This window comes from Rhizobium sp. C104 (assembly GCF_022354505.1).
GTDB lineage: Bacteria > Pseudomonadota > Alphaproteobacteria > Rhizobiales > Rhizobiaceae > Rhizobium > Rhizobium redzepovicii.
Genome location: NZ_CP092348.1, coordinates 598,887 through 624,389, shown reverse-complemented (window position 1 = coordinate 624,389; position 25,503 = coordinate 598,887). Strand labels below are relative to the sequence as shown.

The following is a 25,503-nucleotide window of genomic DNA, read 5'->3' as shown; positions in this document are numbered from 1 at the left end:
ACATGGCGGAAACGGCCGCATGCCGGCCGTGAGCCAAGCGTTCGAATCATTCGCCGCCAGCACAATTCAGCCGTTGAATGCCTTCTCCAGCCCGGCGACATCGATCTTGACCATGCCGAGCATCACCTCGGTCACGCGCCTGGCCCGCTCGCGGTCGCCGTGGTCGATCATCTCGGAAAGCATGCGCGGCACGATCTGCCAGGATAGGCCCCAGCGATCTTTCAGCCAGCCGCAGGCCTCCGGCGTGCCGCCATTGGCGAGGAATGCTTCCCAGACCCGATCGATCTCGGCCTGGCTTTCCAAGAGGATCGCGATCGAGAAGGAATGGTTGAAGCTATCGAGCGGACCCGCCTTCATCGCCAGGAAGGCCTGATTGCCGAGCGTGAACTCGATCAGCTCGACGCTGCCGGGAGGCCCGCTCGGCGTTTCCGCCGGAAGAATGGTCGTGCGGCCAACCCTGGAATCCGGGATTATGGACACATAGAATTCGACGGCTTCGCGCGCTTCCTGCGCGAACCAGAGATTTGAAACGACCTTCGCCATGATGCAGCCTCCTTGTTGACGGTAGACCCGGACGATTGTCCGATGATCCAAGGACGCCCCGCCGACGCGGTTTCCGACAAGTGCGGCTGAAATTTTCCGTCGGGTTGCCTCTGTCCTATCAAGCAGCCTTGCCGCCATGCGTAAACCCCTTGGGATAGCGGCGGCTTGGGAATGAAAGCAGAACATCTTTTCTGGTCTTTCCTTCCCGAATCACTACATTACGCGCCATGAGCAATAGTTTCGACGATATTCCCTTCTTCGACGAAGAGCCGAGCGAGATGGCGCGCAAGCCGCAGCCGCCTGCCGCGCCCGCCGGAAGGGCGCCCGCCACCGGTGGCATTGCCGCCCGCGCCATGGCCGCCCGCGACGGCGGCAGCCGGCCGGATTATCTCTCCGGGCTGAACCCCGAACAGACCGAAGCCGTCGAAACCCTGGAAGGCCCGGTCCTCGTGCTTGCGGGCGCCGGCACCGGCAAGACTCGCGTGCTGACAACTCGCATCGCACATATCCTCAATACCGGCCGCGCCTTCCCCTCGCAGATCCTCGCCGTCACCTTCACCAATAAGGCGGCCCGCGAGATGAAGGAGCGCATCGCGTTGCTCGTCGGTGGCGCCGTCGAAGGCATGCCCTGGCTCGGCACCTTCCATTCTATCGGCGTCAAACTTCTGCGCCGCCACGGCGAGCTCGTCGGCCTGCGCTCCGATTTCACCATTCTCGATACCGACGACGTCGTCCGCCTGATCAAGCAGCTGATCCAGGCCGAAGGCCTCGACGACAAGCGCTGGCCGGCCAAGCAGTTCGCCGGCATGATCGACACCTGGAAGAACAAGGGTCTCGGCCCCGCCGATATCCCTGAGGGTGACGCGCGCGCCTTCGCCAACGGCCGCGGCCGCGATCTCTATTTCGCCTATCAGGCGCGCCTGACGACGCTGAACGCCTGCGACTTCGGCGACCTGCTGATGCATCCTATCGCGATCTTCCGCAAGAACCCCGATCTTCTGAAGGAATATCACGGCCGCTTCCGCTATATCCTCGTCGACGAGTACCAGGACACCAACACCGCTCAATATATGTGGCTCCGGCTCCTCGCCCAGCGCGCCAAGGGCGAGCCGCAGAACGTCTGCTGCGTCGGCGACGACGACCAGTCGATCTATGGCTGGCGCGGCGCCGAGGTCGACAACATCCTGCGCTTCGAGAAGGATTTCCCCGGCGCCAAAGTCATCAAGCTCGAGCGCAACTACCGCTCGACCGAACATATCCTCGGTGCCGCTGCCCATCTGATCGCCCATAATGAAGGGCGGCTCGGCAAGACACTGTTCACCGACCGCTCCGATCCGGACGACGTCAAGGTGCAGGTGCACGCCTCCTGGGATTCGGAGGAGGAAGCCCGCGCCATCGGCGAGGAAATCGAGCAGCTTCAGCGCGGCAAGCATCTGCTCAACGACATGGCGATTCTCGTGCGCGCCTCCTTCCAGATGCGCGAATTCGAAGACCGCTTCGTCACCCTTGGCCTCAACTATCGCGTCATCGGCGGCCCGCGCTTTTACGAGCGCCTGGAGATCCGCGACGCCATGGCCTATTTCCGCCTGGTCGCTCAAGCCTCCGATGACCTCGCCTTCGAGCGCATCATCAACACGCCGAAGCGGGGCCTCGGCGACACGACGGTGCGCGCGCTGCACGACTATGCGCGAGCCCGCGATATCCCCATGCTTGCGGCCGCCGCCGACATCATCGAAACGGATGAGCTGAAGCCGAAAGCGCGAAAAGCCCTCTTCGACGTGATTCAATCTTTCCGCCGATGGCAGGAACTGCTTGAAAACACACCGCATACCGAACTTGCCGAGCAGATCCTCGAAGAGTCCGGCTATACCGACATGTGGAAGAACGATAAGAGCGCCGAAGCGCCCGGCCGCCTAGAGAACCTCAAGGAACTGATCCGCTCGATGGAAAGCTTCGAGTCGATGCGCGGCTTTCTCGAACACGTCTCTCTCGTCATGGATGCCGAGACCAACGAGAACCTCGATGCCGTCTCGATCATGACGCTGCATTCGGCCAAGGGCCTCGAGTTCGACACCGTCTTCCTGCCCGGCTGGGAGGAAGGCCTCTTTCCGCATCAGCGCTCGCTCGATGAAAGCGGCCGCGCCGGCCTGGAGGAGGAACGCCGCCTCGCCTATGTCGGCATCACCCGTGCCAAGCACCGCTGCCACATCTGGTTCGTCTCCAACCGCCGTATCCACGGCCTCTGGCAATCAACCCTGCCCTCGCGTTTCCTCGACGAGCTGCCGGAAACCCATGTCGAGGTTGCCGAAATGGAGCAGAGCTATGGCGGTTACGCCCGCGGCGGCTACGGCCAATCCCGCTTCGACAAGGCGGAGCCCTTTGCCAATTCCTATTCCACGCCCGGCTGGAAACGCGCCCAGGCCAACAAGACCGATGCCACGCGCGACAATTGGGGCAGCCGCTCCGGCCACGCCGTCGAACGTATCGGCTATGGCGAAAGCGGCCCGAAGGGACGCACGATCGAAGGCGAGCTGGTGGCAAAATCCACCTCGTCGGAGCCTTCGCGTTTCACCCTCGGCGACCGCGTGTTCCACCTGAAATTCGGCAACGGCAACATCACCGGCATCGAAGGCAACAAGCTGACGATCGAGTTCGACCGAGCCGGGCAGAAGCGGGTGCTGGACGGGTTCGTCGAGCGCGTGTGATAATCACCTCTGCGCGACGCAAGACCCTTTACCCGAGCATCCGCATGCTGCCGAGCCCGAGAATATCGTTCATCAAGGCGATGCCCATCCCGATGGCCACGATCGACAATCCGATCAAGAAAAGTCGGCGCGACCGGTCATATTTGACGGCAAGCAGCGAGTCCCGCGCCAAGAGATCGGCAAACACCTTCACCTGAATAGCGATGCCGACGGTCAGGAACGACATCGGCAGCAGATCGACGCGGCTCCAGTTATTGGGATTGGAAACCCAGAGACTGATGAAATTGAGAGAGAAACCGAGGATGATCCCGGTCGCCGTCAGCGACCCGTTGCGGAACGTCGCATCGATCTTCTCGTTCGGCTCTGACTCGGACATGGTTTCGCTTCCGGCTTGGGTCTGAGCAAGAAAGGCAGAAATTGCGGCCGGGAGCAAGATCGGCCTCGCATCGCGCTTCCGCGCCCGGTGCAGAACTCCATCCGATCGAACCCATCTGTCTACAAAAACACAATAATTCCAAAAAGATATCTTTGGTAACCGAAAAGTTAACGTGTCAAAACGTCGCTTTGACGCTTGGCGCAAATCAGCTTAGCCCGGAACCTGCCCGTCCATGAAAGGCGGGCTTCACGACGAACTTTTCGAAGGAGGTTCAAGTGACCAGCGTTTCATCTCTCGGCAGCACATTATCCCAGTACCAGTCTCCGCTTTCCAGCCTCGACAAGAATGGTGACGGCGTCGTTTCGGCGGACGAACTCGCCGCCGCGTCGCAGTCCTCGTCATCCGGCGCGGCTGCGACATCAGCCGACGGTGACGACAGCAGCGCCGATATCGTCAAGAAGATCACCGCCGACATCCTGTCGCTGATGCTGTCCCTGCAAAAGACCGATGACAGCGACGATCAGGCTGATGGCAGCGATCAGAGCGACGACACCTCCAAGGGCGTTTTTGCCGCGATGGATAGCAATGGCGACGGCAAGTTGACCGAAGCCGAATTCCTCGCCGCTGATCCGAACAAGATCAGCACCTCAGGCGACAGCGATCCGCTGCTCACCAAAGTGCTGAGCGACATGCAGACGGCCCTCCAAGCCCATCGCAATACCTATGGCGCATCCCCTGCGGCAAGTGATTCCGTAGCCGACGCCGTGACCGCGGCATAGTTCGGCACGGGGTTCCGCCGGGGGAGCCTCGATCCGCCAGACGCAAAAGCGTCTTCCGCCTTCCCTTCCATTTCGACACGAGGGCCGTCGCAGGCTCTCGCGGTGATTGCATTAGCGTATTCTTTTTCAGCCACTTACTACCGCTAGTACCAGATTTAACACTTGCGCGTCGGCGCCTGGAAATCCACTAGTTGATGCGTTCAATATGCTTGGCGTCTTTACACTGGAATAAGCGAAGGGATTGGCCTTGATGAAAGCGCTGCTGCTCGTCGACATTCAGAATGGCTTCTGTCCGGGCGGCAATCTGCCGGTACCGGATGGCGATAAGGTGGTTCCTATCGCAAACAGTCTGATCGACAGCGGCAAATACGATCTGATCGTCGCCTCCCAGGATTGGCACCCGCCGGGCCATGGCAGTTTCGCCTCCGCCCATCCGGGTGCGGCCCCTTTCGAGATGGGCGAACTGTCGGGCAAGCCGCAGATGATGTGGCCCGATCACTGCATTCAGGGCACGCTCGATGCCGAACTGCATCCCGTGCTGAAATCCGAAGAGATCGACCTGATCCAGCAGAAGGGCGAGGATCCCGACATCGACAGCTATTCCGCCTTCCGCGACAATGACCGCGATGCCTCGACCGGCCTTGCCGAATTCCTCGAGGGCCAGGCTGTCACCGATCTCGACGTCTGCGGGCTGGCGACCGACTATTGCGTCAAGTTCTCCGCGCTCGACGCGCTGGAGATGATCCCGGGTATCCGCGTCCGCTTCATCGAGGATGCAAGCCGCGGCATCACCCCGAAGGCGTTGCCGCCGCCATCGACGAGATGCGCGCCCATGGCATCGCGATTATCGACAGCGCCGAAGTCCTGGACGGCTAACTGACGCTATAAAAGCGCGTCGCGATCGTTCAGATTCGCCCCCGGCACTTTGGCTCTTGTCTTTATGCATGTCGTTTTACGCGACAGGCTTTAAAAACAATGCGGGGAATGTCGGATTGGCGCACGCCGACCCGTCCTTGGCTATGAACACACCGACCATGGGAGTCGAGAGATGAGAAAGCTTGTGACCGCTGCCTTTGTCAGCCTGGACGGCGTAATGCAGGCGCCCGGCGCGCCTGAGGAGGATCCGACCGGCGGCTTCACCCTTGGCGGCTGGACCGTCAATTATTGGGACGAGGCGATGGGCCAGTTCATGGATGGGATCTTCACCGACCCCTTCGCACTGCTGCTCGGCCGCAAGACCTACGAGATCTTCGCCGCCCACTGGCCTTATGTCGGTGAAGACGATCCCATCGGTAAGGCCTTTAACGCCGCGACCAAATATGTCGCGACCACCTCGGCGGAGCCGCTCAGCTGGGAAAATTCCATTGCGTTGCGCAGCGATGCTGCCGCCGAAATCGCCCGGTTGAAACGGGAGGATGGCCCCGACATTCTCACCCAGGGCAGCAGCAGCCTTCTGCAAACACTGCTGGCGCACGACCTGATCGACGAACTCCGGCTTCTGACCTTCCCGGTGATCCTCGGCCCCGGCAAGCGCCTTTTCGGCCATGGCGCCAGACCGGAAGCACTGAAACTCACCGCCAACTCGGTATCGACCACGGGCGTCATCATGAGCGTCTACGAACGCGCCGGCGAGGTCGAACCCGGCAGCTTCGCCATGTCGGAGCCCTCGCAGGCCGAAATCGCGCGCCGGGAGCGGATGAAGCGGGAGGGCTGAGGAAGAGACTGCAGTCCAGTGTCTTACTTCATGACATAGGCATCGTAGGTCTCGTCGCTCCCGGCATCTGGGCCGAAGCGTTTGACGAGTTCTGTCGCACTCTGGAAAGCAGAGATATCCTCCGGCGTCAGGGACAACCGCCAAACATAGCTTTCACGCAAGGAGACGGGGGCCGTAATCTGGTCGAGCCGCCGCGAAAGAAGAATGACGACAGGCACCTGCTCACTCTGCTGCAATCGACGTGCCGTTTGCAGCATATCGGCAAGGCTGAGCGAAAGCCGCGCGTTGCGGGTATATCGCACGATGGCGCCGAACCGCTCCTCGCGCGGAAGATAGGTGCGATTGGAAAGATAATAGGGCAGCGCTTCCACGAGATAGTCGGGATCTGCCATGATGATCGCATCCTTGAGATCGGGGCGCGATTGAATGAACGCCCCGAAATCCCTGCTCCGGCTAAAGGGTATTTCGGCCACGAAGGCGCGATTGACCTTTTCGATACCGGACACGACCTGCAGCGCCAGTAATATCAGGAAGCACAGACGCCCGAACTTTACGCCGCTGCCGGTTGCCTTCATGCCGGCAACGTCCACTCCTTCACGCTGGAAGTTCGTGCTCAAGGCGGTCATCGCGATCATGAAAACCAGCCAGAGCGCCTGATGTCTGTATCCGCCGGGATAGACAAGCGTAAAAAGCAGCGAAAGCCCCAACAGAACAAGACCCGCTGCGATCATCGCCGGCCGCCTGTTCGCCAGCGACAACAGGCTGGCATAGACGAGCACGGACATCAGCGCTGTGAAAATGCGTGACGCCAGCGGATATGCCACGACCAATTCAAGGATGCAGTTGGGATAGAATTCCATAAAATGCGAACTGGGCGCAGCAAGAGCGCCAAGGGCAAGCAAAACGAAGTTCTTGCCACTGAGATCGTTCTGCCCCGTATCATTGAAGGTCGGATAGACCGTTACGAAACACAGGACAATTCCAACCGCGGCAATGGCGGCAGCTGTTGCAAAGGCCCGGTATTCCGTCAGAGGAGACCGCGGTCGCACCAGAATTAAATCGAAAAACCAATAGGCGAGGAAGCCGCCGACAAGGACGACCGAATGGACGTTGGAATTTGCCAGCAAGGCAAACAGCAGGCCGAGCAAGATCCCGTTGCGGGCTCCTTTCTCCCAGATCAGAACGATTAGGAAAATCACCAGCATGCTGATGCCGTAGTTTCGCGACATCGCGGCGTATTCGAAAATCGAAAAGCTGCCAAACAGCGACAGCAGCATGATGGGAAGCGGCAGTTTCAGCCTGAAAACAAGAAGATAGGCCGCGGCCGCCGCAATCGTCAGCGCGACAACCTTCAGAACGACGGGGGAGCCGACAACGACATAGGCGGCGCGCAGCAGGATATACCAGAGAGCTGGATGACCCTCGCCATGCAACTGGCGAAGCATATCGGCGAAATTGTCCCCCTGAAGGGCCAGCGACAATGCGCGAACCTCGTCACGCCAAACGGTTTCGGACCAGCAAAGAGCAGACGCCAGCGCAAGCCAAACCAAAAAGATCAACGGTTTGCCGAGCTTGGCGAAACGCGGTTCATCAACAACAGAGACAATCGAGGCCAAATGACACGCAAACCCGGTGAATGACAGCGTGACGACCATATCGGCCGTGACATAATTTGGCGTTAAATGTAGGCCGCCATTTGATTATCAGGCGCCAGAGGTTTTGCTCTCCCTCTCGAGAAGATGGATGTCCTCGGCTAGATCCTCCATTCTCTTCAACAAGGCAGCCTGGGCGTCTCTCAGCCCTCGATTGTAGAAGTACGGACCGGTCTCCTCGGCGAAGAAGTCGAGCAGGAATTCAGCCGGCAAGGCGCCAATAGGATCGAGCTCCCGGTCGAAATAAGCGCGAATGCGCGAAACGATCTCAGCCTTTTCGTCCTTGGAAAATTCGATCTTCTTCATGGTTTCCTCTTTGAATGCGACCGGGGCTGCGATGGTTCAGCGAAATCGATCGGTCAATCAATGAAATTCAATTGCCGCTGCAATCCATAGACCATAAGGGAAAGCTTGGATTCCAACAGGATAAGATGATCGCATGAATCGCGCCGACTTTGTTGAAGGTTTGCGGGGCGGCTCCGCCGTTGCGCTGGCGTCGGCGCCCTTCGGCGCTCTGTTCGGGGCGCTCGCGGTCGAAAACGGCCTGTCGCTTTCCGAGGTCGCCTTTATGAGCGCCACCGTCTATGCCGGCGCCAGCCAGATGGTCGGCATCGAGCTCTTCGGTCACAATGTCCATGCCTGGCTGATCGTGCTGTCGATCCTCGCCGTCAATTTCCGCCACGTGCTCTATTCGGCGGCCTTGGCGCGCTATATCGGCCATTTCACGCCGGTGCAGAAATTCCTCACCTTCTTCCTGCTCGTCGATCCGCAATTTGCCGAAGCGGTGAAGCGCAGCGAGGCCGGCAAACCGCTGACCTTCGCCTGGTATTTCGGCTTCGGCATCATCATCTATATCCCCTGGGTACTGATCAGCGTCATTGGCGGCATGCTCGGCGGCTTCATCGGTGATCCCAAGGCCATCGGCCTCGATATCCTGCTGCCGGCCTATTTCCTCGGCATCGTTCTCGGCTTCCGCAAGCGCGACAATTTCCTGCCCGTGGCGCTCGTCAGCGCGGTGGCTTCCGTGCTCGCCTATCGCTATGTCGGCTCGCCCTGGCATGTCAGCCTCGGCGCCGCTGCCGGCATCGTCCTTGCCGCCCTGCTGCCATTGCCGCCGCAGGAGCCCGATCTCGAAGCCGACGCCCTGCAATCCGAAGTGCATGAGGTCTGAGCCATGGAATTCGATCTTCACATGGCGCTCGTCATCCTCGCCGCCGCGGTCGCCACTTTCGCCACACGCATCGGCGGCTACATCCTCATCACCCGGATGAAGAGCATCCCGCCGCGCATGGAGGCGGCGCTGAATGCGGTGCCGGCCGCCGTGCTGACGACGCTGGTCGCACCTGCCTTTTTCATCGGCGGCTGGGACTCGAAGCTGGCGCTGATCGTCGCCCTCTTCGTCGGCCTGCGTTTCACCCATACGTGGATGCTGGTCGCCGCCTGGATCGCAGTGATGATCTGGCGTCATACCGCCGGCGTCTAAGGCCGGCATTCAGACGACATTGCCTTAATATTCCACCGGCAACGTCGCGTTTTCGAGCCACGCCCGGACATCGTGATCATGGATCAGCGGCATCAGCGCCTCGCGCGTGCGGCGGTGATAGTCGTTGAACCAGTGCAGCTCGTCATGGGTCAGAAGCTCAGGAATGACGAGACTGCGGTCGATCGGGCAGAAAGTCAGTGTCTCGAAGCCGAGCATGGCCGCGTCGCCGCCGTCGATCTCCTCGGCCGCGCGCACATAGATCAGGTTTTCGATGCGGATGCCGAAGCTGCCGGGCCGGTAATAGCCCGGCTCGTTGGACAGGATCATGCCGGGCAGCAGTTCCTGCGTCGAAAGCCTGGAGATGCGCTGCGGCCCCTCATGCACCGAGAGATAGGAGCCGACACCATGGCCCGTGCCGTGCGCGAAATCGGCCCCTGCCCGCCACAGCGCGATGCGCGCCAGCGGGTCGAGGTCACAGCCGCGCGTGCCTTTCGGGAAACGCGCGGTGCTGATCTGGATCATCCCCTTCAGCACCAGTGTGAAGAAACGGCGATGTTCTTCTGAAACCGCCCCGATGCCGACGGTACGGGTGATGTCGGTCGTGCCGTTGATATATTGCGCGCCGGAATCGATCAGGAAGAGCTCGCCAGCCTCGATCATCCGGTTGGTCTCGGTCGTCACGCGGTAATGCATGATCGCCGCATGTTCGCCAGCGCCGGAAATCGTGTCGAAGGAAATATCCTTCAACGGGTTCTGCATATTTTGGCCGACCCGGGCCCGCGCCGCTTCGAGGTGCTCGGCGGCAACAATTTCGCTCACTGTGCCGGGTTTTGTCTGCGACAGCCAATAGAGGAATTCCACCATTGCCGCCCCATCCTGCAGATGCGCGGCGGCCGAGCCATTGATCTCGACGTCGTTCTTGACCGCGCGCGGCAGCTTGGCGGGATCGGCGCCCTCCACCCCTTCGCCGCCCGCCTTGCGGATAATCTCGGCCAGCGCATAGGAGGCGATATCGGGGTCGATCAGCACACGGCCGCCATCCCTGGAGACGGCGCCCAGCCTCTCCTCCAGCGCCGAGGGCGGCAGCTGCGTGCAGATCTGCGCGAGATAGGCCTCCAACTCGATGCCGGTCTTGCGTTTGTCGAGGAAGAGCTCGGCCCGCCCGTCGGCATGGACGATGGCACGCGCCAGCGGATGCGGCGTGTGCGGCACGTCGGCGCCGCGGATGTTGAAGGTCCAGGCAACCGAGGAGGGATCGGCGATTAACACTGCCGCCAAGTTCTTCTTCGAAAGGTCGGCGGCGATCGTGGCGATTTTATCCCTGGCAAGCACGCCGGCCTGCGCAACATTCTGAATGCTGACCGCGCCGAGCGGCTCGGCCGGCCGGTCGCTCCAGAGCCTGTCGAGCGGATTGTGCGGCAGGAAGGTGAGCGTGCCGCCGATCTGCGAAAGCGATCGTTCCAGACGGCGCACCTCGGCACCCGCATGCAGCCAGGGATCGATGCCCAGCCGAAGCCCCTTGGCTCCGTTTGCGGCAAGCCAGAGATGCGGCGGCTCGTTGACGAGATCGCCGCTCGAGAAGACCGAACCGTCGACCTGTTCGGCAAGCTGCGTCACATAACGCCCGTCGACGAAGACGATCGCCTGCGTGCGCAGAACCATTGCAATGCCTGCCGAGCCGGTGAAGCCCGTCAGCCAGGCCAGGCGCTCCGAACATGCGGGAACATATTCGCCGTTGAACTCGTCGGCGCGCGGCACAAGAAAGGCGTCGATCTCGAGGGAATCGAAAGCAGCGCGCAGCGCCGATACCCGATCCCTGCCGAATTGGGGCGTGGAGGTGACTTCGAAGGACTGGAACATGCTGGAAACCCGAATGGTTGAGACGAATCCGGTAAAGGGGATGCCGGCCATGTTAGCGAAATTTCAATCGATGGGGAGAAAAAGCGACGAAACGAGTCGAAACCGTAGGGGCGGCCTAGTATTTTGACAGAACTGTGACGCCAAAAGTTAATTTGGCACGCTTTATGCATTAGCCGCATGGCTCCCATGAGCCAAACCCTCTGCCTCCGCCTTTCAGAATAGCTATATAGACGGCATCGAACGGTTCGCGATGAACCTGCAACAAAGGAATTTTTGAAATGGCCGCCTCTCTCTCGCGCTTCGCATACAGCAGCCCGGTGCAGGCTGGCGAACGCCAGACCGTACGTCACGTCATCGGCGCCCGCCGGCCGCAGAACGACGACAGCCTCAAGCTGCTCGGCGCGGGCCAGCGCGCCACGCGCCACAACGGCGCTCCCAGCTACGCGTTCTGAGTCTGAAAGCCCGTCCGTCTCCTCCCTCCCGGACCGGCCTATTGGAATGCAGTAGAGCCCGCTCGAGCGCTCCTCCCCTTTGAGCTCGCGGGCATTGACCGGATAGACCGGTCCAAGGCGGTGCCATCGGCACCGCCTTTTTTGTTGTCGTCGGTAGGGTTTAGCTGGTGGACAGGTTCCTGATATAGGCGCCGGTACGGTGAATGGCTCCTTCCGTCGACCCCACGCTCCGTCATGCGGCCTTGAGCCGAGCATCCATGCGGCAATGAGGTGATGTTCTCGCCAAACTCGCCGCCGGCGCAGTGAAACACCGCGTCGGATGCGCCATCAGACAGGCACTCGCCTCCTCATCGCCCCAAAAACTCAAGGCCGATCGAAATGGATCGTCACCCAGCCGTTCCGCCAGATCGTCCTGACATGCCGAAGCCTCGCGCCGCTATAGGCGGCGATCACCTTCCAGCGCTGCGCGGCGAGAATGCCCGAAAGGATCACCGAGCCGCCGGGTGCGAGATGCGTCGCAAGCTTCGGCGCCATGCGGATCAGCGGCCGGGCGAGAATGTTGGCGATGATCAGATCGAAGGGACCATGCTCGGAAAAGGCCGTCGAATGAAAGCCCGGCGCAGTCCGGGTGACGATGCCCGAGGCGATGCCGTTGCGGCGCACGTTTTCTGCCGCCACCCGCGTCGCGATCGGGTCGATGTCGGTTGCGAGCACCGGTATGTTCTTGAGCTTGCGCACCGCAATCGCCAGCACGCCGCTACCGGTGCCGAGATCGAGCGCGTTGCAGACCGGGCGCGACCGCACCACGGCGTCGATCGCCTCGAGGCAGCCGGCGGTCGTGCCGTGATGGCCGGTTCCGAAGGCCTGGCCGGCATCGATCTCGATGGCGATATCGCCGGGGCGGACCTTGTCGCGGTCATGCGAGCCGTGCACCAGGAAGCGCCCCGCCCTGACAGGCTTCAGCCCCTCCAGCGATTTCACGACCCAGTCGACATCGGGGATGACTTCCCGCTCCAGCCGGGCATCGGGGAAAGAGGCCTTCAATGCGGCCTCGACGCGGGAATGCACTTCGGCCTCGTCTTCGGCCATCATATAGATCGAGGCTTCCCAGATATCTTTCTTCTCGTCGATCTCGGTGGTGCCGATGGCAAAGTCTTCTTCGCCGAAGACCGCACTCAGAAGATCGAGGATCTCTTCGGCCTTGCTCTCGGTCGTCGTCACGTAAAGGCGGATTTCACTCACGATAGGCGGTCTTTCCCGTTTCCGTTGCTCGCCACCGGTCGAGGCAACGCCCCATCACGCTGAAACCATCACCCCTTATTGACGAGATTCTCCAGCTTCTTTACCGCCGTGTCCGGGTTTTCGCCATAGGCGATCGTTCCGGCAAACCGCCCGGCCGAATCGAGTAAGAAGACCGAGGCGGTGTGATCCATCGTGTAATCGCCGTTCGGATCCTTCTCGTCGACCGGCACCTTCTTGGCATAGACGCGGAAACCCTTGATGACTTCGGCAATCTTGTCCGGCGGACCCGAAATGCCGGTGATGCGCCTGGAAACGTTGGAGACGTATTCGTTCATAATCTCGGGCGTGTCGCGCTCTGGATCGACAGTCACGAAATAGGCTTGCAGCTTGTCACCCTTGGGGTCGACCTTCTCCATCCAGCCGTTTAGCTCGAAGAGCGTCGTCGGGCAAACCTCTGGGCAGTGGGTAAAGCCGAAAAACAGCGCCGTCGGCTTGCCGCGCAACGCTTCTTCGGTGATCGGCTGCCCGCTCTGCGAGACCAGGGTAAATGGAACACCGAAGGGCGCCTCCGCCGCCACATCCCCGATTTCAAAGGATACCATCTGACGAAGCCGAGAACCCCGGCAAGTATCAGGACACCGACCCAGACGGCGATGCGGAATGTCTTCATTGGCGAGATCCTCGATCCAGGCGGATGCGCCGCCCGCCTCTTCCGGCGTGATTATAGTCTCGACCGAAGGGGCGCAACTCAACAATATGTTTTCTGACCCGTGATTAATTGTCTCATCGGCCGCAGCCGTTCCCCGACCGGAAATCGCCCCCCAGAAATCAGCACGATAAAAAAATCGATGTTTGTGAATAGCTTGCCTTCAGAGCGACGGACAATCCCAAAATACATATCGTTAGGAAAGACTTAAGCCGTCACATCTATATTTAACGGCAGTTCTGCATCGCTACTCCGCCGGGGATAACTGGGAAGAATTCTGACCATGAACAACAACAACGCCATCAAGCAGTCGGGCGCTTATCTCGAAATCGTCTCGTTCCACCTGGGCGACCAGGAGTTCTGCATCGACATCATGGCCATCCGCGAAATCCGCGGCTGGGCGCCGGTGACGCCGATGCCGCACACCCCGCCCTACGTGCTCGGCCTCATCAATCTGCGCGGCGCGGTGATCCCCGTCATCGACATGGCCTGCCGCCTCGGCATGAAGATGACTGAGCCCTCCGAGCGCTCGGCGATCATCGTCACCGACATCGCCGGCAAGCTGGTCGGCCTGCTGGTCGAGCAGGTTTCCGACATGATGACTATCAAGAGCGAAGACCTGCAGCCGCCGCCGGAAATCATCCCGGAAGCCCAGCGCGCCTTCTGCCGCGGCATCGTCGCACTGGAAAAGACCATGGTCTGCTTCCTGAACCTCGATACGGTTATCGCCGACGAGCTTGACTCAGGCCGCTTGATACTTTTCCATTCTGGCATTGGAAGGCCCGGCTCGTCCGGGCTTTTTTATTAGGTGTCGAGAGTGCGGCAGGCATGATTTCCGTGTGCAAAACCCCTCCCCCAAGGGGGAGGGACTAACCGGGGCTACGCCTCATTCCCCCGAAACGTCGAGAATCTGGAAAGCGGGTGCGCCAAATTAAGCCCCTCCCTCTTGTGGGGCGGGGTCTTCATCACCGAGGACAGTAGTCCCTGAGCTTTACGGCTTCCCATTCTTCCACGTGACAGTCTGCCCATAGAGCGGAATCGTCGAGATCGACATCTTCGCAGAGCCATCCGTCAGTTCCCTGGAATGGGCGAGATAGATCAGCGTGTCGTTGGCCTTGTCGTAGATGCGATTGACGACCAGCGTCTTCCAGATCAGCGACATGCCCTGCCGGAACACTTCGCTGCCATCCTTGGACAGGTCGATATTGCCGATCTCGATCGGCCCCGTCTGCCGGCAGGCGATGGAATTGTTGGAGGGATCTTCGAACCAGTTGCCGTTCTTGAACCGGTCGATCAGGCTGCGGTCGAAATAGGTGACGTGGCAGGTGACGCCCTTGACCTCCGGATCGGAGAGCGCCTCGACGATGATGTCGTTGCCGATCCAGTCGACCCCGACCTTGCCGACGACCTCGGCCGAGGCGGCGCCTGCGGAAAGGGTGGCGAAGGAGAAGGCGGCGAAAAGAAGATTGCGCAGGTTGGACATGGCGGCTCCTTAGAGCGCCGCGCGTCCGACCGGACGCGCTAAGGACGCTCTATCACTTTAAATCTGCGCATAATCCTTTACGAAAATCGATTCCGATTACTGGGGTTATGCGCTGAATAATCCGCCTTCTAGATAAGTGCGTCCACATGCTTTGCAAGAAAGGCCGACTGCGGGAAAGGATCAGCCTTTCCGGCAGGTGCAGGGCTCATAGGCCCGCGCCGTCAGCCGGCCAGGCTTCATGCCGATCAGCGCCGGTATGGCGTGAACGGCATTGGCCTTGACCGCCTTCGCCATCTCGATGGCCGCAGCCGCGCAAACGATGGCGTCCTCGGCCGCATTGTGGTGCACAAAACGCAAGCCGAGATGCTCGGCGATCAGGTTCAGCCGATGCGAAAGGAAGTGCGGCCAGATCCGCTGCGCCATCTTCAGGCTGCAGAGATAGGTCAGCTCCGGATAGGATTGCCGGTAGAGATCGAGGCACGCCCGCCAGACGCTGAAATCGAAGGCGGCATTATGCGCGATCATCGTTGCGCCGCTGATATCCTCGTGGAACTCGTCCATCACCTCGGGAAATTCGGGCGCATCCTCGACGTGCTCCGGCCGGATGCCGTGAATCGCGATGTTCATCCCGGAAAAACGCATGTCGCGCGGCCGGATCAGCCGCTCCTCGACACGCGTGACCCTGCCCTCCTCGATCCAGGCAAGGCCGACGGAACAGGCGCTGCCGCGCTGTTCGTTCGCCGTCTCGAAGTCAATCGCAATGGTCTTCAAATCAGTACCCGAATCATTTCCTCGGGAACAGAAATACCGCCCCGCTCCCGGCCGCGCAAATTCGGCACGACGTACGGTTGACTTTTCACCCGGCATATCCAAACTTGCCGCCATGATCGGCTCCGTGACCGTGGCAGCGCTTATTCATCACACCACGACCCTTGAAGGGTACGCGGGAGCGATGGCGCGTTAGCAGCGATCCGATCACCCCGAAAACCCTGCCGAGGCGAGCAGGGTTTTCCAAAACCCGGGCTCTCCTCCTGAAACGAACGGAGAGCAGCCAATGTCTGAAAACGAAGAGACTGAGCCTGGCCGCCGGCCGCGCCTGCCGGAAGGCGTCCTCGTGCGCGCCGTCCGCCTCGCCGATGCGGAGGAGATCACCGATCTCATAAATCTGCCAGGCTATCGGGCCGGCACCCTGCGGCCGCCGTACCAAAGGGTCGAAGAGGTCCGCAAATACATGGAAAACCCATCGCCGGGCGCGCTCAACCTCGTTGTTACCTTGGATGGCAAGATCGTCGGCAATTGCGGCCTCCACCGTCTCTCCGGCCGCAGGCAGCACGTCGCCAGCCTCGGCATGGGGATACATGACGATTTCACCGGCCGCGGTTTCGGCCGCATCCTGCTCGGCGCCATGGTCGAGGCCGCCGACGATTGGCTGGATGTCAAACGGCTGGAACTGACCGTCTACACCGACAACGACGCCGCCATCGGCCTCTATAAGACGTTCGGCTTCGAGCGGGAGGGCCTGCTGAAAGCCTTCGGCTTTCGAGCGGGAAAGTATGTCGACGCCTATACGATGGCCCGGCTCAGGCTGTGAGTGGACGAGGCTGGCGGCTTGCCGTCATCAGCCTCTCACCCGCTGATCAGCGCCAGCCACTCGTCCTCGTCCATCGTCTGCACGCCGAGTTCGCGCGCCTTGTCGAGCTTCGAGCCGGCGCCGGGTCCGGCGACGACGATGTCGGTCTTCTTGGAGACCGATCCCGCCACCTTGGCGCCGAGGCTTTCCGCCCTCGCCTTCGCCTCGTCGCGAGTGAACTTTTCCAGCGAGCCGGTAAAAACCACGGTCTTGCCGGCGACTGGACTGCCGGTCGTTACCGGCTGTTCGGCCTGCTGGGGCGTCACTTCCTCGAGCAGCCGGGTAATCACCTCGACATTACGCGGTTCCTTGTAGAATTCGACCATGGCGCGCGCCACCACCTCGCCGATGCCCTCGATGGCGTTGAGATCGTTCCAGGCGTCGCCGGAAAGCGGTGCCGCCTCCTTCATCGCAGTCGCAAAGGCTTCGTAAGTTCCGTAGGAGCGCGCCAGCAGCTTTGCCGTGGTCTCGCCGACATGACGGATTCCGAGCGCATAGATGAAGCGGTGGAGTGCAATGCTGCGCCGTTCGTTGATCGCCGTATAAAGCTTGCCGACGCTGACCTTGCCGAAGCCGTCGATATTCTCCAGCTTGGTCAGCGATTGCTGCTGGCGCTTCTCCAGCGTGAAGATTTCGGGCGCGGTGCGGATCTGCAGCGACGCATCCTCGTGTTCGAAGAAGAAGTCGATCTGCTTCGAACCGAGCCCCTCGATGTCGAAGGCGTTGCGCGAGACGAAGTGCTTCAGATGCTCGGTCGCCTGCGCCCGGCAGATGAAACCGCCGGTGCAGCGACGCACCGAATCCATCTTGCCGGTCTTCTCGTTGACCTCGCGCACCGCATGCGAGCCGCAGACCGGGCAGGTTTTCGGAAATTCGTACGACCGGGCGTCGGCCAGGCGCTTTTCCATCACCACGTCGAGGATCTGCGGAATGACGTCACCAGCGCGCTGGACGATGACGGTATCTCCTTCGCGGATATCGTGATCTTCAGGCCGAATGCGCTCGCCGCTATTGCCGATACCCTTGATATAGTCCTCGTTGTGCAGCGTCGCATTGGTGACGACCACGCCGCCGACGGTGATCGGCTTCAGCCGCGCCACCGGCGTCAGCGCGCCGGTGCGGCCGACCTGGATCTCGATTTTCTCGACCTCGGTGAAGGCCTGTTCGGCCGGAAATTTATGCGCCGTCGCCCAGCGCGGTGAACGCGAACGAAAGCCGAGACGGGCCTGCAGTTCGAGACTGTCGACTTTATAGACGACGCCGTCGATGTCGTAGTCGAGATCCGGGCGCTCGAGGCCGATCTCGTCGTAATGCGCGAGGATGTCGGCGACCGAATTCAGCCGCTTCATCAGCGGGTTCACAGGAAAACCCCAGTCCTTGAAGGTCTGCACCATGCCGAATTGCGTGTCGGCTGGCATTTCCGAAATCTCGCCCCAGGCATAGGCGAAGAATTTCAGCTTGCGGCTCGCCGTCACCTTGGCGTCGAGCTGGCGCAGCGACCCGGCGGCTGTATTGCGCGGATTGACATAGGTCTGCTTGCCCTCTGCTTCCATCTGCCGGTTCAGGGCCAGGAAGTCGCTCTTGGCCATATAGACCTCGCCACGAATCTCCACCACCGCGGGTACCCCCTTTGGCAGCTCGTTGGGGATTTCGGCAATGGTGCGAATATTGGCGGTGACGTTCTCGCCCGTCGTGCCGTCACCACGTGTGGCAGCCGTCACCAGCCTACCGTTCTCGTAACGGATCGACATCGACAGACCGTCGATCTTCGGCTCGGCGGTAAAGGCGATCGACTGGTCCGGCAGACGGCCGAGGAAGCGATAAACGCTGGCGACGAAATCCTGCACGTCCTCCTGCGAAAACGTGTTGTCGAGCGACAGCATCGGCCGCGCATGGACGACGGGCGAGAAGGTGACGGAGGGCGCAGCACCCACCCGCCGCGACGGGCTATCCTCGCGGATCAGCTCGGGAAACCGTACCTCCAGCGCATCGTTGCGGCGCTTCAACGCGTCGTAATCCGCATCCGAAATCTCTGGCCGGTCCCTGCCATGGTAGAGCGCGTCGTGATGCGCGATCTCCTTTGCCAGCCGCTCAAGCTCGGCGGCAGCCTCTTCGATCGTCAACGTGTCGACGGCGGAACCTTCGGTGGACATGGAATATCACTCCAGAGAATCTGGCCAGAAATCTGCATTGTTTTTAGAGCAAAATTGCCGGATGAAAAGAGAGGCAATATCTGTCGCGTTGCGAAGATAGCTCTACCCCAGTCCGCAGCAGTACGCAGCCGGACACCGCTGACGTACAGACGGACCGCTGACCTTTCCACCCTCATTCCTGTGCCTGTCACAGGAATCCAGCCACCGCGCGTCTGCGCGGAGATTGACTCTCTTGCACCGAAGAAGAGTCTTCTGCGCCCAAGGACTTGGGCGCACTGGATTCCTGTGACGGGCACAGGAATGAGGGAGGTTGGGGCCGGCTTTCTCGCCAAAATTCGACACGCGGAGCATCGCACAGACGGATAGCATTTGAATACCCTCCCCGCCCTATTCCCAATCCCTCGCATTGCGCAACCGGATACCGCTGACATGCAGGCTGGTGGTCCAGAGGCCCTTCAGCGGCCGCAGACTGTCGAGCACTCGAAGCTCCACCCGGCGCGGCGCAAACTCCCGATCGAGCCGCGATATGGCAACCCGTTCCGTGGGAATGACGCGTCTGCGCGATACCCACATGCCCGCATCGTCAAGATCTTCGAACTCCTCCGCCGGCATCTCGTAACGATGGATCGTCTCTGCCTCGAGCCTTTCCAGCCAATGACGCTCGACAAAGGCGACGGCGCGCCAATCGCCGAGCCAGCGCCGCCGTTCGGCCTCCGGCGTATCCGACGTTGCCCATGCCAGAATGCGCGGGCAGTCGCGCGGAAAGAGATACATGAAGTCATGATCGCCATCGATCGCCCAGACGAGCGGACCATTCAGCCATTCCCGGCCGAGCGGGCGAATGGAGGGAATGCGGACGGGGCGCGGTTCGAATATGGCAATATCGGGATCGTCGCTGAAATGGAAAAGCCGCATGGCGAGGGATCACCGCTGAACGAGCGATTGGCATAATGTGAATCGAACGCATGTCACAGCGGCCGTCTGGCGATCAGCCGTTGCCGGCCAGCAGCCGCTTCGCCGCCGCCCTCGCCTCTTCGGTCACCGAAGCTCCGGCCAGCATCCGGGCGATCTCTTCGGTGCGGTCCTTCTGCTCCATCGTTGCCACGCGCGTGGCGATCTTTTCCGACCCTTCGGCGACCGGCCCTTTGGAGATCAGAAGATGCGTCGCCGCTCTCGCGGCGACCTGCGGCGCATGCGTGACAGACAGCACCTGCACCCGCTCCGACAGCCGCTTCAGCCGCAGGCCGATCGCATCGGCCACCGCACCGCCGACGCCGGTATCGATTTCGTCGAAGACGAGCGTCGGAGCCGATCCGCGATCGGCAAGCGCCACCTTCAGCGCCAGCAGGAAACGCGACAGCTCGCCACCGGAGGCGACCTTCATGATCGAGCCCGGCCGCGTGCCCGGATTGGTCTGGACATGGAACTCGACGACGTCGATGCCTTCGGCAAGCGCCTCCTGCGCATCCGTGGTGATCTCGACCATGAAACGGGCGCGTTCGAGCTTCAGCGCCGGCAGCTCCGTCATGACGGCCGTAGCCAGTGCGGTGCCGGCATGATGGCGCTTGTCGGAGAGCGAGCGCGCCGCCGTATCGTAATTCTCGTGCGCCAGGCCGACTTCGGCTTCGAGCCTGGCAAGCCTTTCCTCGCCCGCATCGAGGTCGGCAAGATCGGCGATCATGCGGACGGCAAGAGCCGGCAGCTCGGTGACGGGCACCGAGTATTTTCGCGAAGCAGCCCTGAGCGCGAAAAGCCGCTCCTCCACCCGCTCCAGCTCTCTCGGATCGTATTCTGTCTTGCGCAATGCCGCCTCGACTTCCATCTGGGCGTTGGAAAGCTGGTCGAGCGCGGCATCGAGCAGCGTCACGGTGTCTTCAAGCAGGCCCGGCGCCTCATGGCTCTTGCGCTCCAGCCGTCGCACCAGCGAAGCGATATGAGGCACGGGCGAGGCATTGCCGTTCAGGAACTCGGAGGCCTCGGCGATATCGCCGGCGATTCGCTCCGCCTTCATCATCTTCTGCCGGCGGTCGGCGAGTTCGTCCTCCTCGCCATCTTGCGGCGAGAGCTTCTCAAGCTCTTCGACGGAAGATCGGAGATAGTCGGCTTCGCGCGCCGCACCTTCCACCTTCTCGCGGTGCTTCTTTAGCATCCGCTCGCTGTCGCGCCACAGACGATAAAGCCGGGAAACCTCCGAAACCTCATCGGTGAGACCGGCGAAGGCATCGAGCAGAGTGCGGTGGGCATTGGTGTCGACAAGGGCGCGATCGTCGTGCTGGCCGTGGATTTCGACCAGCATCTGGCCGGCCTGACGCATCAGCTGCACGCTGACCGGCTGATCGTTGACATAGGCCTTGGTGCGCCCGTCCGCCGATTGCTGGCGACGGAAGATCAGGTCGCCCTCGTCGTCGATGCCGTTTTCACGCAGCAACTTGCGGGCGCCGTGGTCCATGCCGACATCGAACACCGCCGTCACCTGGCCCCTGTCCTCGCCGTGGCGCACCAGATCGCCATCGCCGCGTCCACCGAGCGCCAGCGACAGGCTATCGAGCAGGATGGATTTGCCTGCTCCGGTCTCGCCCGTCAGCACGGAGAGGCCGGTCTCGAAGGCAAGATCCAGCCGCTCGATCAGGACGATATCGCGGATCGAAAGCTGGATCAGCATTGGCCTCAGGAACCGAGCAGGAGTTTCTTGCCTGCCGCAGCGATCCACGAGCCCTTGTTTTCACGCGGCTCGGCACCGCCGGTCTGCAGCAGCTTGTAGGAATCGGCGTACCACTGGCTGTCGGGATAATTGTGGCCGAGGACGGCAGCCGCCGTCTGCGCCTCGTCGACAATGCCCATGGCGTAATAAGCCTCGACGAGACGCGCCAAGGCCTCTTCGATCTGGTTCGTATTCGGATATTTCTCGACGACGATGCGGAAGCGCGAGATCGCGGCGAGATATTCCTTCCGCTCCATGTAGTAGCGGCCGATCTGCATTTCCTTGCCGGCGAGCTGGTCCCGCGCAAAGCGGATCTTGGCCTGGGCGTCGTCGACATATTCGGAGTTCGGATAATTGTCGATGACGGCCTGCATCGCTTCGATCGTCTTGGCCGAGGCGCGCTGATCCTGGGTCACGTCGACGATCTGCTTGGAATAGGTGAGACCGATGAGATACTGCACATAGGCCGCATCCTGTGATTTCGGATATTGCGACATGTAGCGGTTGCCGGATGTAAGCGCATCGTCCAGGCGGCCCTGGCGGTATTTGACGAAAGTGCTCATGACAAGCGCCTTGCGCGCCCATTCGGAGAACGGGTTCTCGCGGTCGATGGCGTCGAACTTGCGCGCCGCTTCCGCCATGTTGCCGGCCTTCATGTTGGCAAGGCCCTGTGTGTAGAGCACATCCGGCGGATCGGTTTCGAGGCCGAGCTTGGTGATGTCGATATCGGGATCCGACTGGCAGCCGGATATCGAGGCGCCCGCGCTGAGCACCAGAAGCGATGCGAACAAAGCACGCGCTGTCTTCATCATACCGTCAGATCCTGCATAACCCATTCGAAAGAACCCCACTGCCGCCGCTCGCTCCACGGCAGCCACGCCTCGCTGGCGTTTCTAGCCATAAATGTGCATCAAGAGCAACGCAATGATAAGGCATTAACGCATTTTTGTGGCAGCAGCCGGGGAATGCCCGGCTTTTCCTCTTCTTCCCCGACCTGTGGCAGTAAAGCATCTGACCCGGCGGACATAAAAAAACCGCCTCCGGGAAAGAGGCGGCCTGGTCTTGAGAATATGCTGGAGGTCATGCCGACCAGGGAGCGAATCCGGAAGCGCTGACCGCGATCAGTTCGCGGGCGGCGACACGCTGGCGCGGCGTCGACGTCTCCACAACCTCATAGGCGGAGGGATCGGCGAGCAGCGCCTTCAGCGCATTGGCATTCATCTTATGGCCACCGCGGTAGGACCGGTAGCAGCCGATGAACGGCGCGCCGGCAAGCGATAGATCACCGACGGCATCAAGCGTCTTGTGGCGGACGAATTCGTCCTTGGCGTAACGCAGCCCTTCGACGTTGATGACGGTATTGTCGTCCGAGATGACGACGGAATTTTCGAGCGAGGAGCCGAGCGCGTGGCCCGAAGCCCAGAGACGCTCGACATCGCGCATGAAGCCGAAGGTGCGGGCGCGGGAAAGCTCGGCCTTGAAGACGGCCGCGGTCATGTCGCCGGCCCACTTCTGCCGGCCGATCAGCGGGCAGTCGAAATCGATCTCGACCTCGAAGCGCGTGCCGTCATAGGGACGGAATTCGCTCCAGGAGCCGCCATGCTCGATTCGCACCGGCTTGGTAATGCGGATATAGCGGCGCTTGACGCCAAGCGAGACCAGGCCGACCTGCTCGATCGCCTCGACGAAGGGCAGCGAACTGCCGTCCATGATCGGCATTTCGGAGCCCTGCACCTCGATCACCACATTGTCGAGGCCGAGCGCATAGATCGCCGCCATCACATGCTCGATCGTCGCGACCGAATGGGCGGGCGAGAAGCCGAGTACGGTGCAGAGGTCGGTATTGCCGACCTGCGAGGAGACGGCCTTGAGTTCGGTGATATCGCCATTGGCATGCATGCGCTGGAAAATGACGCCGGTATCCGATTCGGCCGGGTTCAGCGTGATCGAGACATTAGCACCCGAATGGACCCCGATGCCCGAAAGCGTCACGGGACGCGATACCGTCGTTTGAAAACCCAGCAAGCCAATTGCCATAAATTCTGCCTTTATTCTTCCGCACCGGCAGTCTGCCCAATCGGCGCGGTCATCGTTCATTCTGTACAACGAGCCTGTCAAAAGGACTCGTGGGGCAGTTTCCTTGCACCATACTTACGTGCCCCGGCGCTCCAATCCAAATCACTGTTTCTTTCGCTTTGTAACGAAGTCACACGATTGAAATCGCTAGCGAATCACGGACTGAAAAACAGCAATGCCCGGGACCTTGATCCCGGGCATGAACGGTGCAGAGTTAGCCGCTCAATTCGACTGGCGACGCAGGAATGCCGGGATTTCCAGCTGGTCGTCTTCCTGCATCATCCGCGCCTGCGGAACCGCCCTGCCCTGATCATCGAGATTGCCGCGACGCGGTGCGTAGAGGCTTGCTTCAGGCGACAGCGGACGGCGCTGCTGCGAAGCGGCCGGCGGTGCGGCGGTCATGTCGGCGGCCACGGCTTCGTCGTCGCGACGGCCGAGCGAATTGGTGATTCGCTTGAGCAGGCCCATCGGACCGCGCTCTTCCGCTGCATGCGCGGAAGCCGGCTGCGTGCGGTGGTCGAGTTCGGCCTGGACGACCGGCGGGAAATCCTCGACCTTCGGCATGCGCATCGGTTCGGGCGCCTGGCGGATGATCGGCTCCTGCCGGACCGGCTGCTGCTGGACGGGCTGGCTCACGATCGGCTGGCTCATGACGGGCGCTGGAGCCTGCTGCTGCACCTGGGGACGCGTGACGGGAGCTTCCGGAGCAGGCGCGAAAATCTTGCTCTGCGGACGGAAGGTTTCCTGCTGTACCACTGGCTGCTGTACCGGGGCGCTGGCACGCGGGGCCGGGAATTCGAGTTCGCGTTCCATCTCGGCTTCGCGGATGGTCTGCGCGATCGGATCCACCACCTTCGGTGCCTGCATCACGGGGGCAGGCTGAACTGCGGCCGCTGCCGGAGCAACAGCCGCGGAGGGACGGATAGCAGGCCTTGCGACCGGCTGAACGTTGCGCTCGGCGGCTTCGCTGATCGCCCGATCGATGCCGGTTGCGACGACCGAGACGCGGATGATGCCCTCAAGCGATTCGTCGAAGGTGGCGCCGAGAATGATGTTGGCGTCGGGATCGACTTCCTCGCGGATGCGGGTCGCGGCTTCGTCGACTTCGAAGAGGGTGAGGTCGCGACCGCCGGTAATGGAGATCAGCAGGCCCTGGGCGCCCTTCATCGAGGTTTCGTCGAGCAGCGGGTTGGCGATCGCGGCCTCGGCGGCCTGCAGCGCGCGGCCGGAGCCGGAAGCTTCGCCGGTACCCATCATCGCGCGGCCCATTTCGCGCATGACCGAGCGGACGTCGGCGAAGTCGAGGTTGATGAGACCTTCCTTCACCATCAGGTCGGTGATGCAGGCAACGCCCGAATAGAGAACCTGGTCGGCCATCGCGAAAGCGTCGGCGAAGGTGGTCTTGTCGTTGGCAATGCGGAAGAGGTTCTGGTTCGGAATGACGATCAGCGTGTCGACAGACTTCTGCAGTTCCTGGATGCCCATCTCCGCCAGGCGCATGCGGCGCCCGCCTTCGAAATGGAACGGCTTGGTGACGACGCCGACCGTCAGGATGCCCTTGTTGCGGGCGGCCTGGGCGACGACGGGCGCTGCGCCCGTGCCGGTGCCGCCGCCCATGCCGGCGGTGACGAAGCACATATGCGTGCCGTTCAGGTGATCGATGATCTCGTCGATGCACTCTTCGGCGGCCGCGCGGCCGACTTCCGGCTGCGAACCGGCGCCGAGGCCTTCAGTGACGTTGGCGCCGAGCTGGATGACCCGCTCCGCCTTCGTCATCGTCAGCGCCTGGGCATCCGTGTTGGCGACGACGAAGTCGACGCCCTGGAGACCGGCGGTGATCATGTTGTTGACGGCGTTGCCGCCACCGCCGCCAACGCCGAATACGGTGATGCGCGGCTTCAGCTCTGTGATGTCAGGCTTTTGCAGCTTGATGGTCATGGTACCTGTT

22 protein-coding genes and 2 pseudogenes are annotated in these 25,503 nt (G+C 61.4%); 9 read left to right on the top strand and 15 right to left on the bottom strand.

Annotation, left to right across the window (positions count from 1 at the left end; all coding sequences use genetic code 11):
• Window positions 1-66: 66 nt before the first annotated feature.
• Window positions 67-543, bottom strand: coding sequence for a VOC family protein (locus MF410_RS04130; RefSeq protein ID WP_097628269.1), 477 nt, complete (start codon window positions 541-543; stop codon window positions 67-69).
• Window positions 544-770: 227 nt separating this feature from the next.
• Between MF410_RS04130 and MF410_RS04125 the strand changes: the two genes are divergently transcribed.
• A complete protein-coding gene (locus MF410_RS04125) occupies window positions 771-3,248 on the top strand; it encodes a UvrD-helicase domain-containing protein (protein WP_097628268.1) in 2,478 nt (825 codons plus the stop codon).
• 28 nt (window positions 3,249-3,276) lie between these two features.
• Here MF410_RS04125 and MF410_RS04120 read toward each other — a convergent pair whose 3' ends face one another.
• The gene (locus MF410_RS04120; RefSeq protein ID WP_097628267.1) at window positions 3,277-3,624 is read right to left on the bottom strand and encodes a hypothetical protein; all 348 of its coding nucleotides are present in this window, start codon (window positions 3,622-3,624) and stop codon (window positions 3,277-3,279) included.
• 275 nt (window positions 3,625-3,899) lie between these two features.
• On the opposite strand from MF410_RS04120, the gene MF410_RS04115 reads away from it, so the two are divergent.
• From MF410_RS04115 to MF410_RS04105, 3 genes and pseudogenes are all read left to right on the top strand, one after another.
• A complete protein-coding gene (locus tag MF410_RS04115; protein WP_097628266.1) occupies window positions 3,900-4,403 on the top strand; it encodes an EF-hand domain-containing protein in 504 nt (167 codons plus the stop codon).
• A gap of 250 nt (window positions 4,404-4,653) precedes the next feature.
• Window positions 4,654-5,279 (top strand): annotated as a pseudogene (gene pncA / locus MF410_RS04110) (bifunctional nicotinamidase/pyrazinamidase).
• Window positions 5,280-5,451: 172 nt separating this feature from the next.
• On the top strand, window positions 5,452-6,117 hold the full coding sequence (locus MF410_RS04105; RefSeq protein ID WP_097628264.1) for a dihydrofolate reductase family protein: 666 nt from the start codon (window positions 5,452-5,454) through the stop codon (window positions 6,115-6,117).
• A gap of 23 nt (window positions 6,118-6,140) precedes the next feature.
• Here MF410_RS04105 and MF410_RS04100 read toward each other — a convergent pair whose 3' ends face one another.
• Together MF410_RS04100 and MF410_RS04095 are read right to left on the bottom strand one after the other, a co-directional pair.
• The gene (locus tag MF410_RS04100; RefSeq protein WP_097628317.1) at window positions 6,141-7,733 is read right to left on the bottom strand and encodes a hypothetical protein; all 1,593 of its coding nucleotides are present in this window, start codon (window positions 7,731-7,733) and stop codon (window positions 6,141-6,143) included.
• A gap of 87 nt (window positions 7,734-7,820) precedes the next feature.
• A complete protein-coding gene (locus MF410_RS04095) occupies window positions 7,821-8,075 on the bottom strand; it encodes a DUF2164 domain-containing protein (RefSeq protein ID WP_097628263.1) in 255 nt (84 codons plus the stop codon).
• Window positions 8,076-8,208: 133 nt separating this feature from the next.
• Here MF410_RS04095 and MF410_RS04090 point away from each other — a divergent pair, with 133 nt between their 5' ends.
• Together MF410_RS04090 and MF410_RS04085 are read left to right on the top strand one after the other, a co-directional pair.
• On the top strand, window positions 8,209-8,940 hold the full coding sequence (locus MF410_RS04090) for an AzlC family ABC transporter permease (RefSeq protein ID WP_097628262.1): 732 nt from the start codon (window positions 8,209-8,211) through the stop codon (window positions 8,938-8,940).
• Window positions 8,941-8,943: 3 nt separating this feature from the next.
• Window positions 8,944-9,252: an AzlD family protein gene (locus tag MF410_RS04085; protein WP_097628261.1), complete on the top strand. Its 309-nt coding sequence runs from the start codon at window positions 8,944-8,946 to the stop codon at window positions 9,250-9,252.
• A 24-nt stretch (window positions 9,253-9,276) separates the two neighbouring features.
• On the opposite strand, the gene MF410_RS04080 is transcribed toward MF410_RS04085, so the two are convergent.
• Window positions 9,277-11,112: an aminopeptidase P family protein gene (locus MF410_RS04080; protein ID WP_097628316.1), complete on the bottom strand. Its 1,836-nt coding sequence runs from the start codon at window positions 11,110-11,112 to the stop codon at window positions 9,277-9,279.
• 278 nt (window positions 11,113-11,390) lie between these two features.
• On the opposite strand from MF410_RS04080, the gene MF410_RS04075 reads away from it, so the two are divergent.
• Window positions 11,391-11,564 carry a hypothetical protein gene (locus MF410_RS04075; protein ID WP_165503931.1) on the top strand — a complete coding sequence of 58 codons (174 nt, stop codon included), beginning with the start codon at window positions 11,391-11,393 and terminating at the stop codon, window positions 11,562-11,564.
• A 363-nt stretch (window positions 11,565-11,927) separates the two neighbouring features.
• Here the strand turns inward: MF410_RS04075 and MF410_RS04070 are convergent, their stop codons facing one another.
• Complete coding sequence (locus MF410_RS04070) at window positions 11,928-12,806, bottom strand: 50S ribosomal protein L11 methyltransferase (RefSeq protein ID WP_097628260.1); 879 nt, start codon at window positions 12,804-12,806, stop codon at window positions 11,928-11,930.
• 68 nt (window positions 12,807-12,874) lie between these two features.
• Window positions 12,875-13,476 (bottom strand): annotated as a pseudogene (locus MF410_RS04065) (SCO family protein).
• Between the two features lie 319 nt (window positions 13,477-13,795).
• Between MF410_RS04065 and MF410_RS04060 the strand changes: the two are divergent.
• Window positions 13,796-14,320: a chemotaxis protein CheW gene (locus MF410_RS04060; protein WP_239620183.1), complete on the top strand. Its 525-nt coding sequence runs from the start codon at window positions 13,796-13,798 to the stop codon at window positions 14,318-14,320.
• Between the two features lie 183 nt (window positions 14,321-14,503).
• On the opposite strand, the gene MF410_RS04055 is transcribed toward MF410_RS04060, so the two are convergent.
• Together MF410_RS04055 and MF410_RS04050 are read right to left on the bottom strand one after the other, a co-directional pair.
• On the bottom strand, window positions 14,504-14,995 hold the full coding sequence (locus MF410_RS04055; RefSeq protein ID WP_097628258.1) for a CreA family protein: 492 nt from the start codon (window positions 14,993-14,995) through the stop codon (window positions 14,504-14,506).
• A gap of 180 nt (window positions 14,996-15,175) precedes the next feature.
• Window positions 15,176-15,766, bottom strand: a complete 591-nt coding sequence (locus MF410_RS04050; RefSeq protein WP_097628257.1) for a 3'-5' exonuclease — start codon at window positions 15,764-15,766, stop codon at window positions 15,176-15,178.
• Window positions 15,767-16,049: 283 nt separating this feature from the next.
• On the opposite strand from MF410_RS04050, the gene MF410_RS04045 reads away from it, so the two are divergent.
• On the top strand, window positions 16,050-16,586 hold the full coding sequence (locus tag MF410_RS04045; protein ID WP_097628256.1) for a GNAT family N-acetyltransferase: 537 nt from the start codon (window positions 16,050-16,052) through the stop codon (window positions 16,584-16,586).
• A gap of 35 nt (window positions 16,587-16,621) precedes the next feature.
• On the opposite strand, the gene ligA is transcribed toward MF410_RS04045, so the two are convergent.
• The 6 genes from ligA to ftsZ form a co-directional block, all read right to left on the bottom strand.
• The gene (gene ligA, locus MF410_RS04040; protein ID WP_097628255.1) at window positions 16,622-18,778 is read right to left on the bottom strand and encodes an NAD-dependent DNA ligase LigA; all 2,157 of its coding nucleotides are present in this window, start codon (window positions 18,776-18,778) and stop codon (window positions 16,622-16,624) included.
• Between the two features lie 387 nt (window positions 18,779-19,165).
• Window positions 19,166-19,693, bottom strand: a complete 528-nt coding sequence (locus MF410_RS04035; protein WP_097628254.1) for a DUF6886 family protein — start codon at window positions 19,691-19,693, stop codon at window positions 19,166-19,168.
• A gap of 73 nt (window positions 19,694-19,766) precedes the next feature.
• Window positions 19,767-21,440, bottom strand: coding sequence for a DNA repair protein RecN (gene recN / locus MF410_RS04030; RefSeq protein WP_097628253.1), 1,674 nt, complete (start codon window positions 21,438-21,440; stop codon window positions 19,767-19,769).
• Between the two features lie 5 nt (window positions 21,441-21,445).
• Window positions 21,446-22,315 (bottom strand): outer membrane protein assembly factor BamD, encoded by an 870-nt coding sequence (locus MF410_RS04025; RefSeq protein WP_172643284.1) that lies wholly within the window; start codon window positions 22,313-22,315, stop codon window positions 21,446-21,448.
• A 244-nt stretch (window positions 22,316-22,559) separates the two neighbouring features.
• Window positions 22,560-23,516 (bottom strand): UDP-3-O-acyl-N-acetylglucosamine deacetylase, encoded by a 957-nt coding sequence (gene lpxC / locus MF410_RS04020; protein WP_097628252.1) that lies wholly within the window; start codon window positions 23,514-23,516, stop codon window positions 22,560-22,562.
• 261 nt (window positions 23,517-23,777) lie between these two features.
• Entirely contained in the window at window positions 23,778-25,493 is a 1,716-nt protein-coding gene (gene ftsZ, locus MF410_RS04015) for a cell division protein FtsZ (protein ID WP_097628251.1), read from the bottom strand.
• Window positions 25,494-25,503: the final 10 nt, after the last annotated feature.

What these genes read in the sequence shown, in the direction of transcription:
- MF410_RS04130 (WP_097628269.1), bottom strand. Translation starts at nt 543, where the DNA reads ATGGCGAAGGTCGTTTCAAATCTCTGGTTCGCGCAGGAAGCGCGCGAA.
- MF410_RS04125 (WP_097628268.1), top strand. Translation starts at nt 771, where the DNA reads ATGAGCAATAGTTTCGACGATATTCCCTTCTTCGACGAAGAGCCGAGC.
- MF410_RS04120 (WP_097628267.1), bottom strand. Translation starts at nt 3,624, where the DNA reads ATGTCCGAGTCAGAGCCGAACGAGAAGATCGATGCGACGTTCCGCAAC.
- MF410_RS04105 (WP_097628264.1), top strand. Translation starts at nt 5,452, where the DNA reads ATGAGAAAGCTTGTGACCGCTGCCTTTGTCAGCCTGGACGGCGTAATG.
- MF410_RS04095 (WP_097628263.1), bottom strand. Translation starts at nt 8,075, where the DNA reads ATGAAGAAGATCGAATTTTCCAAGGACGAAAAGGCTGAGATCGTTTCG.
- MF410_RS04090 (WP_097628262.1), top strand. Translation starts at nt 8,209, where the DNA reads ATGAATCGCGCCGACTTTGTTGAAGGTTTGCGGGGCGGCTCCGCCGTT.
- MF410_RS04085 (WP_097628261.1), top strand. Translation starts at nt 8,944, where the DNA reads ATGGAATTCGATCTTCACATGGCGCTCGTCATCCTCGCCGCCGCGGTC.
- MF410_RS04080 (WP_097628316.1), bottom strand. Translation starts at nt 11,112, where the DNA reads ATGTTCCAGTCCTTCGAAGTCACCTCCACGCCCCAATTCGGCAGGGAT.
- MF410_RS04075 (WP_165503931.1), top strand. Translation starts at nt 11,391, where the DNA reads ATGGCCGCCTCTCTCTCGCGCTTCGCATACAGCAGCCCGGTGCAGGCT.
- MF410_RS04060 (WP_239620183.1), top strand. Translation starts at nt 13,796, where the DNA reads ATGAACAACAACAACGCCATCAAGCAGTCGGGCGCTTATCTCGAAATC.
- MF410_RS04055 (WP_097628258.1), bottom strand. Translation starts at nt 14,995, where the DNA reads ATGTCCAACCTGCGCAATCTTCTTTTCGCCGCCTTCTCCTTCGCCACC.
- MF410_RS04045 (WP_097628256.1), top strand. Translation starts at nt 16,050, where the DNA reads ATGTCTGAAAACGAAGAGACTGAGCCTGGCCGCCGGCCGCGCCTGCCG.
- ligA (WP_097628255.1), bottom strand. Translation starts at nt 18,778, where the DNA reads ATGTCCACCGAAGGTTCCGCCGTCGACACGTTGACGATCGAAGAGGCT.
- MF410_RS04035 (WP_097628254.1), bottom strand. Translation starts at nt 19,693, where the DNA reads ATGCGGCTTTTCCATTTCAGCGACGATCCCGATATTGCCATATTCGAA.
- recN (WP_097628253.1), bottom strand. Translation starts at nt 21,440, where the DNA reads ATGCTGATCCAGCTTTCGATCCGCGATATCGTCCTGATCGAGCGGCTG.
- MF410_RS04025 (WP_172643284.1), bottom strand. Translation starts at nt 22,315, where the DNA reads ATGGGTTATGCAGGATCTGACGGTATGATGAAGACAGCGCGTGCTTTG.
- lpxC (WP_097628252.1), bottom strand. Translation starts at nt 23,516, where the DNA reads ATGGCAATTGGCTTGCTGGGTTTTCAAACGACGGTATCGCGTCCCGTG.
- ftsZ (WP_097628251.1), bottom strand. Translation starts at nt 25,493, where the DNA reads ATGACCATCAAGCTGCAAAAGCCTGACATCACAGAGCTGAAGCCGCGC.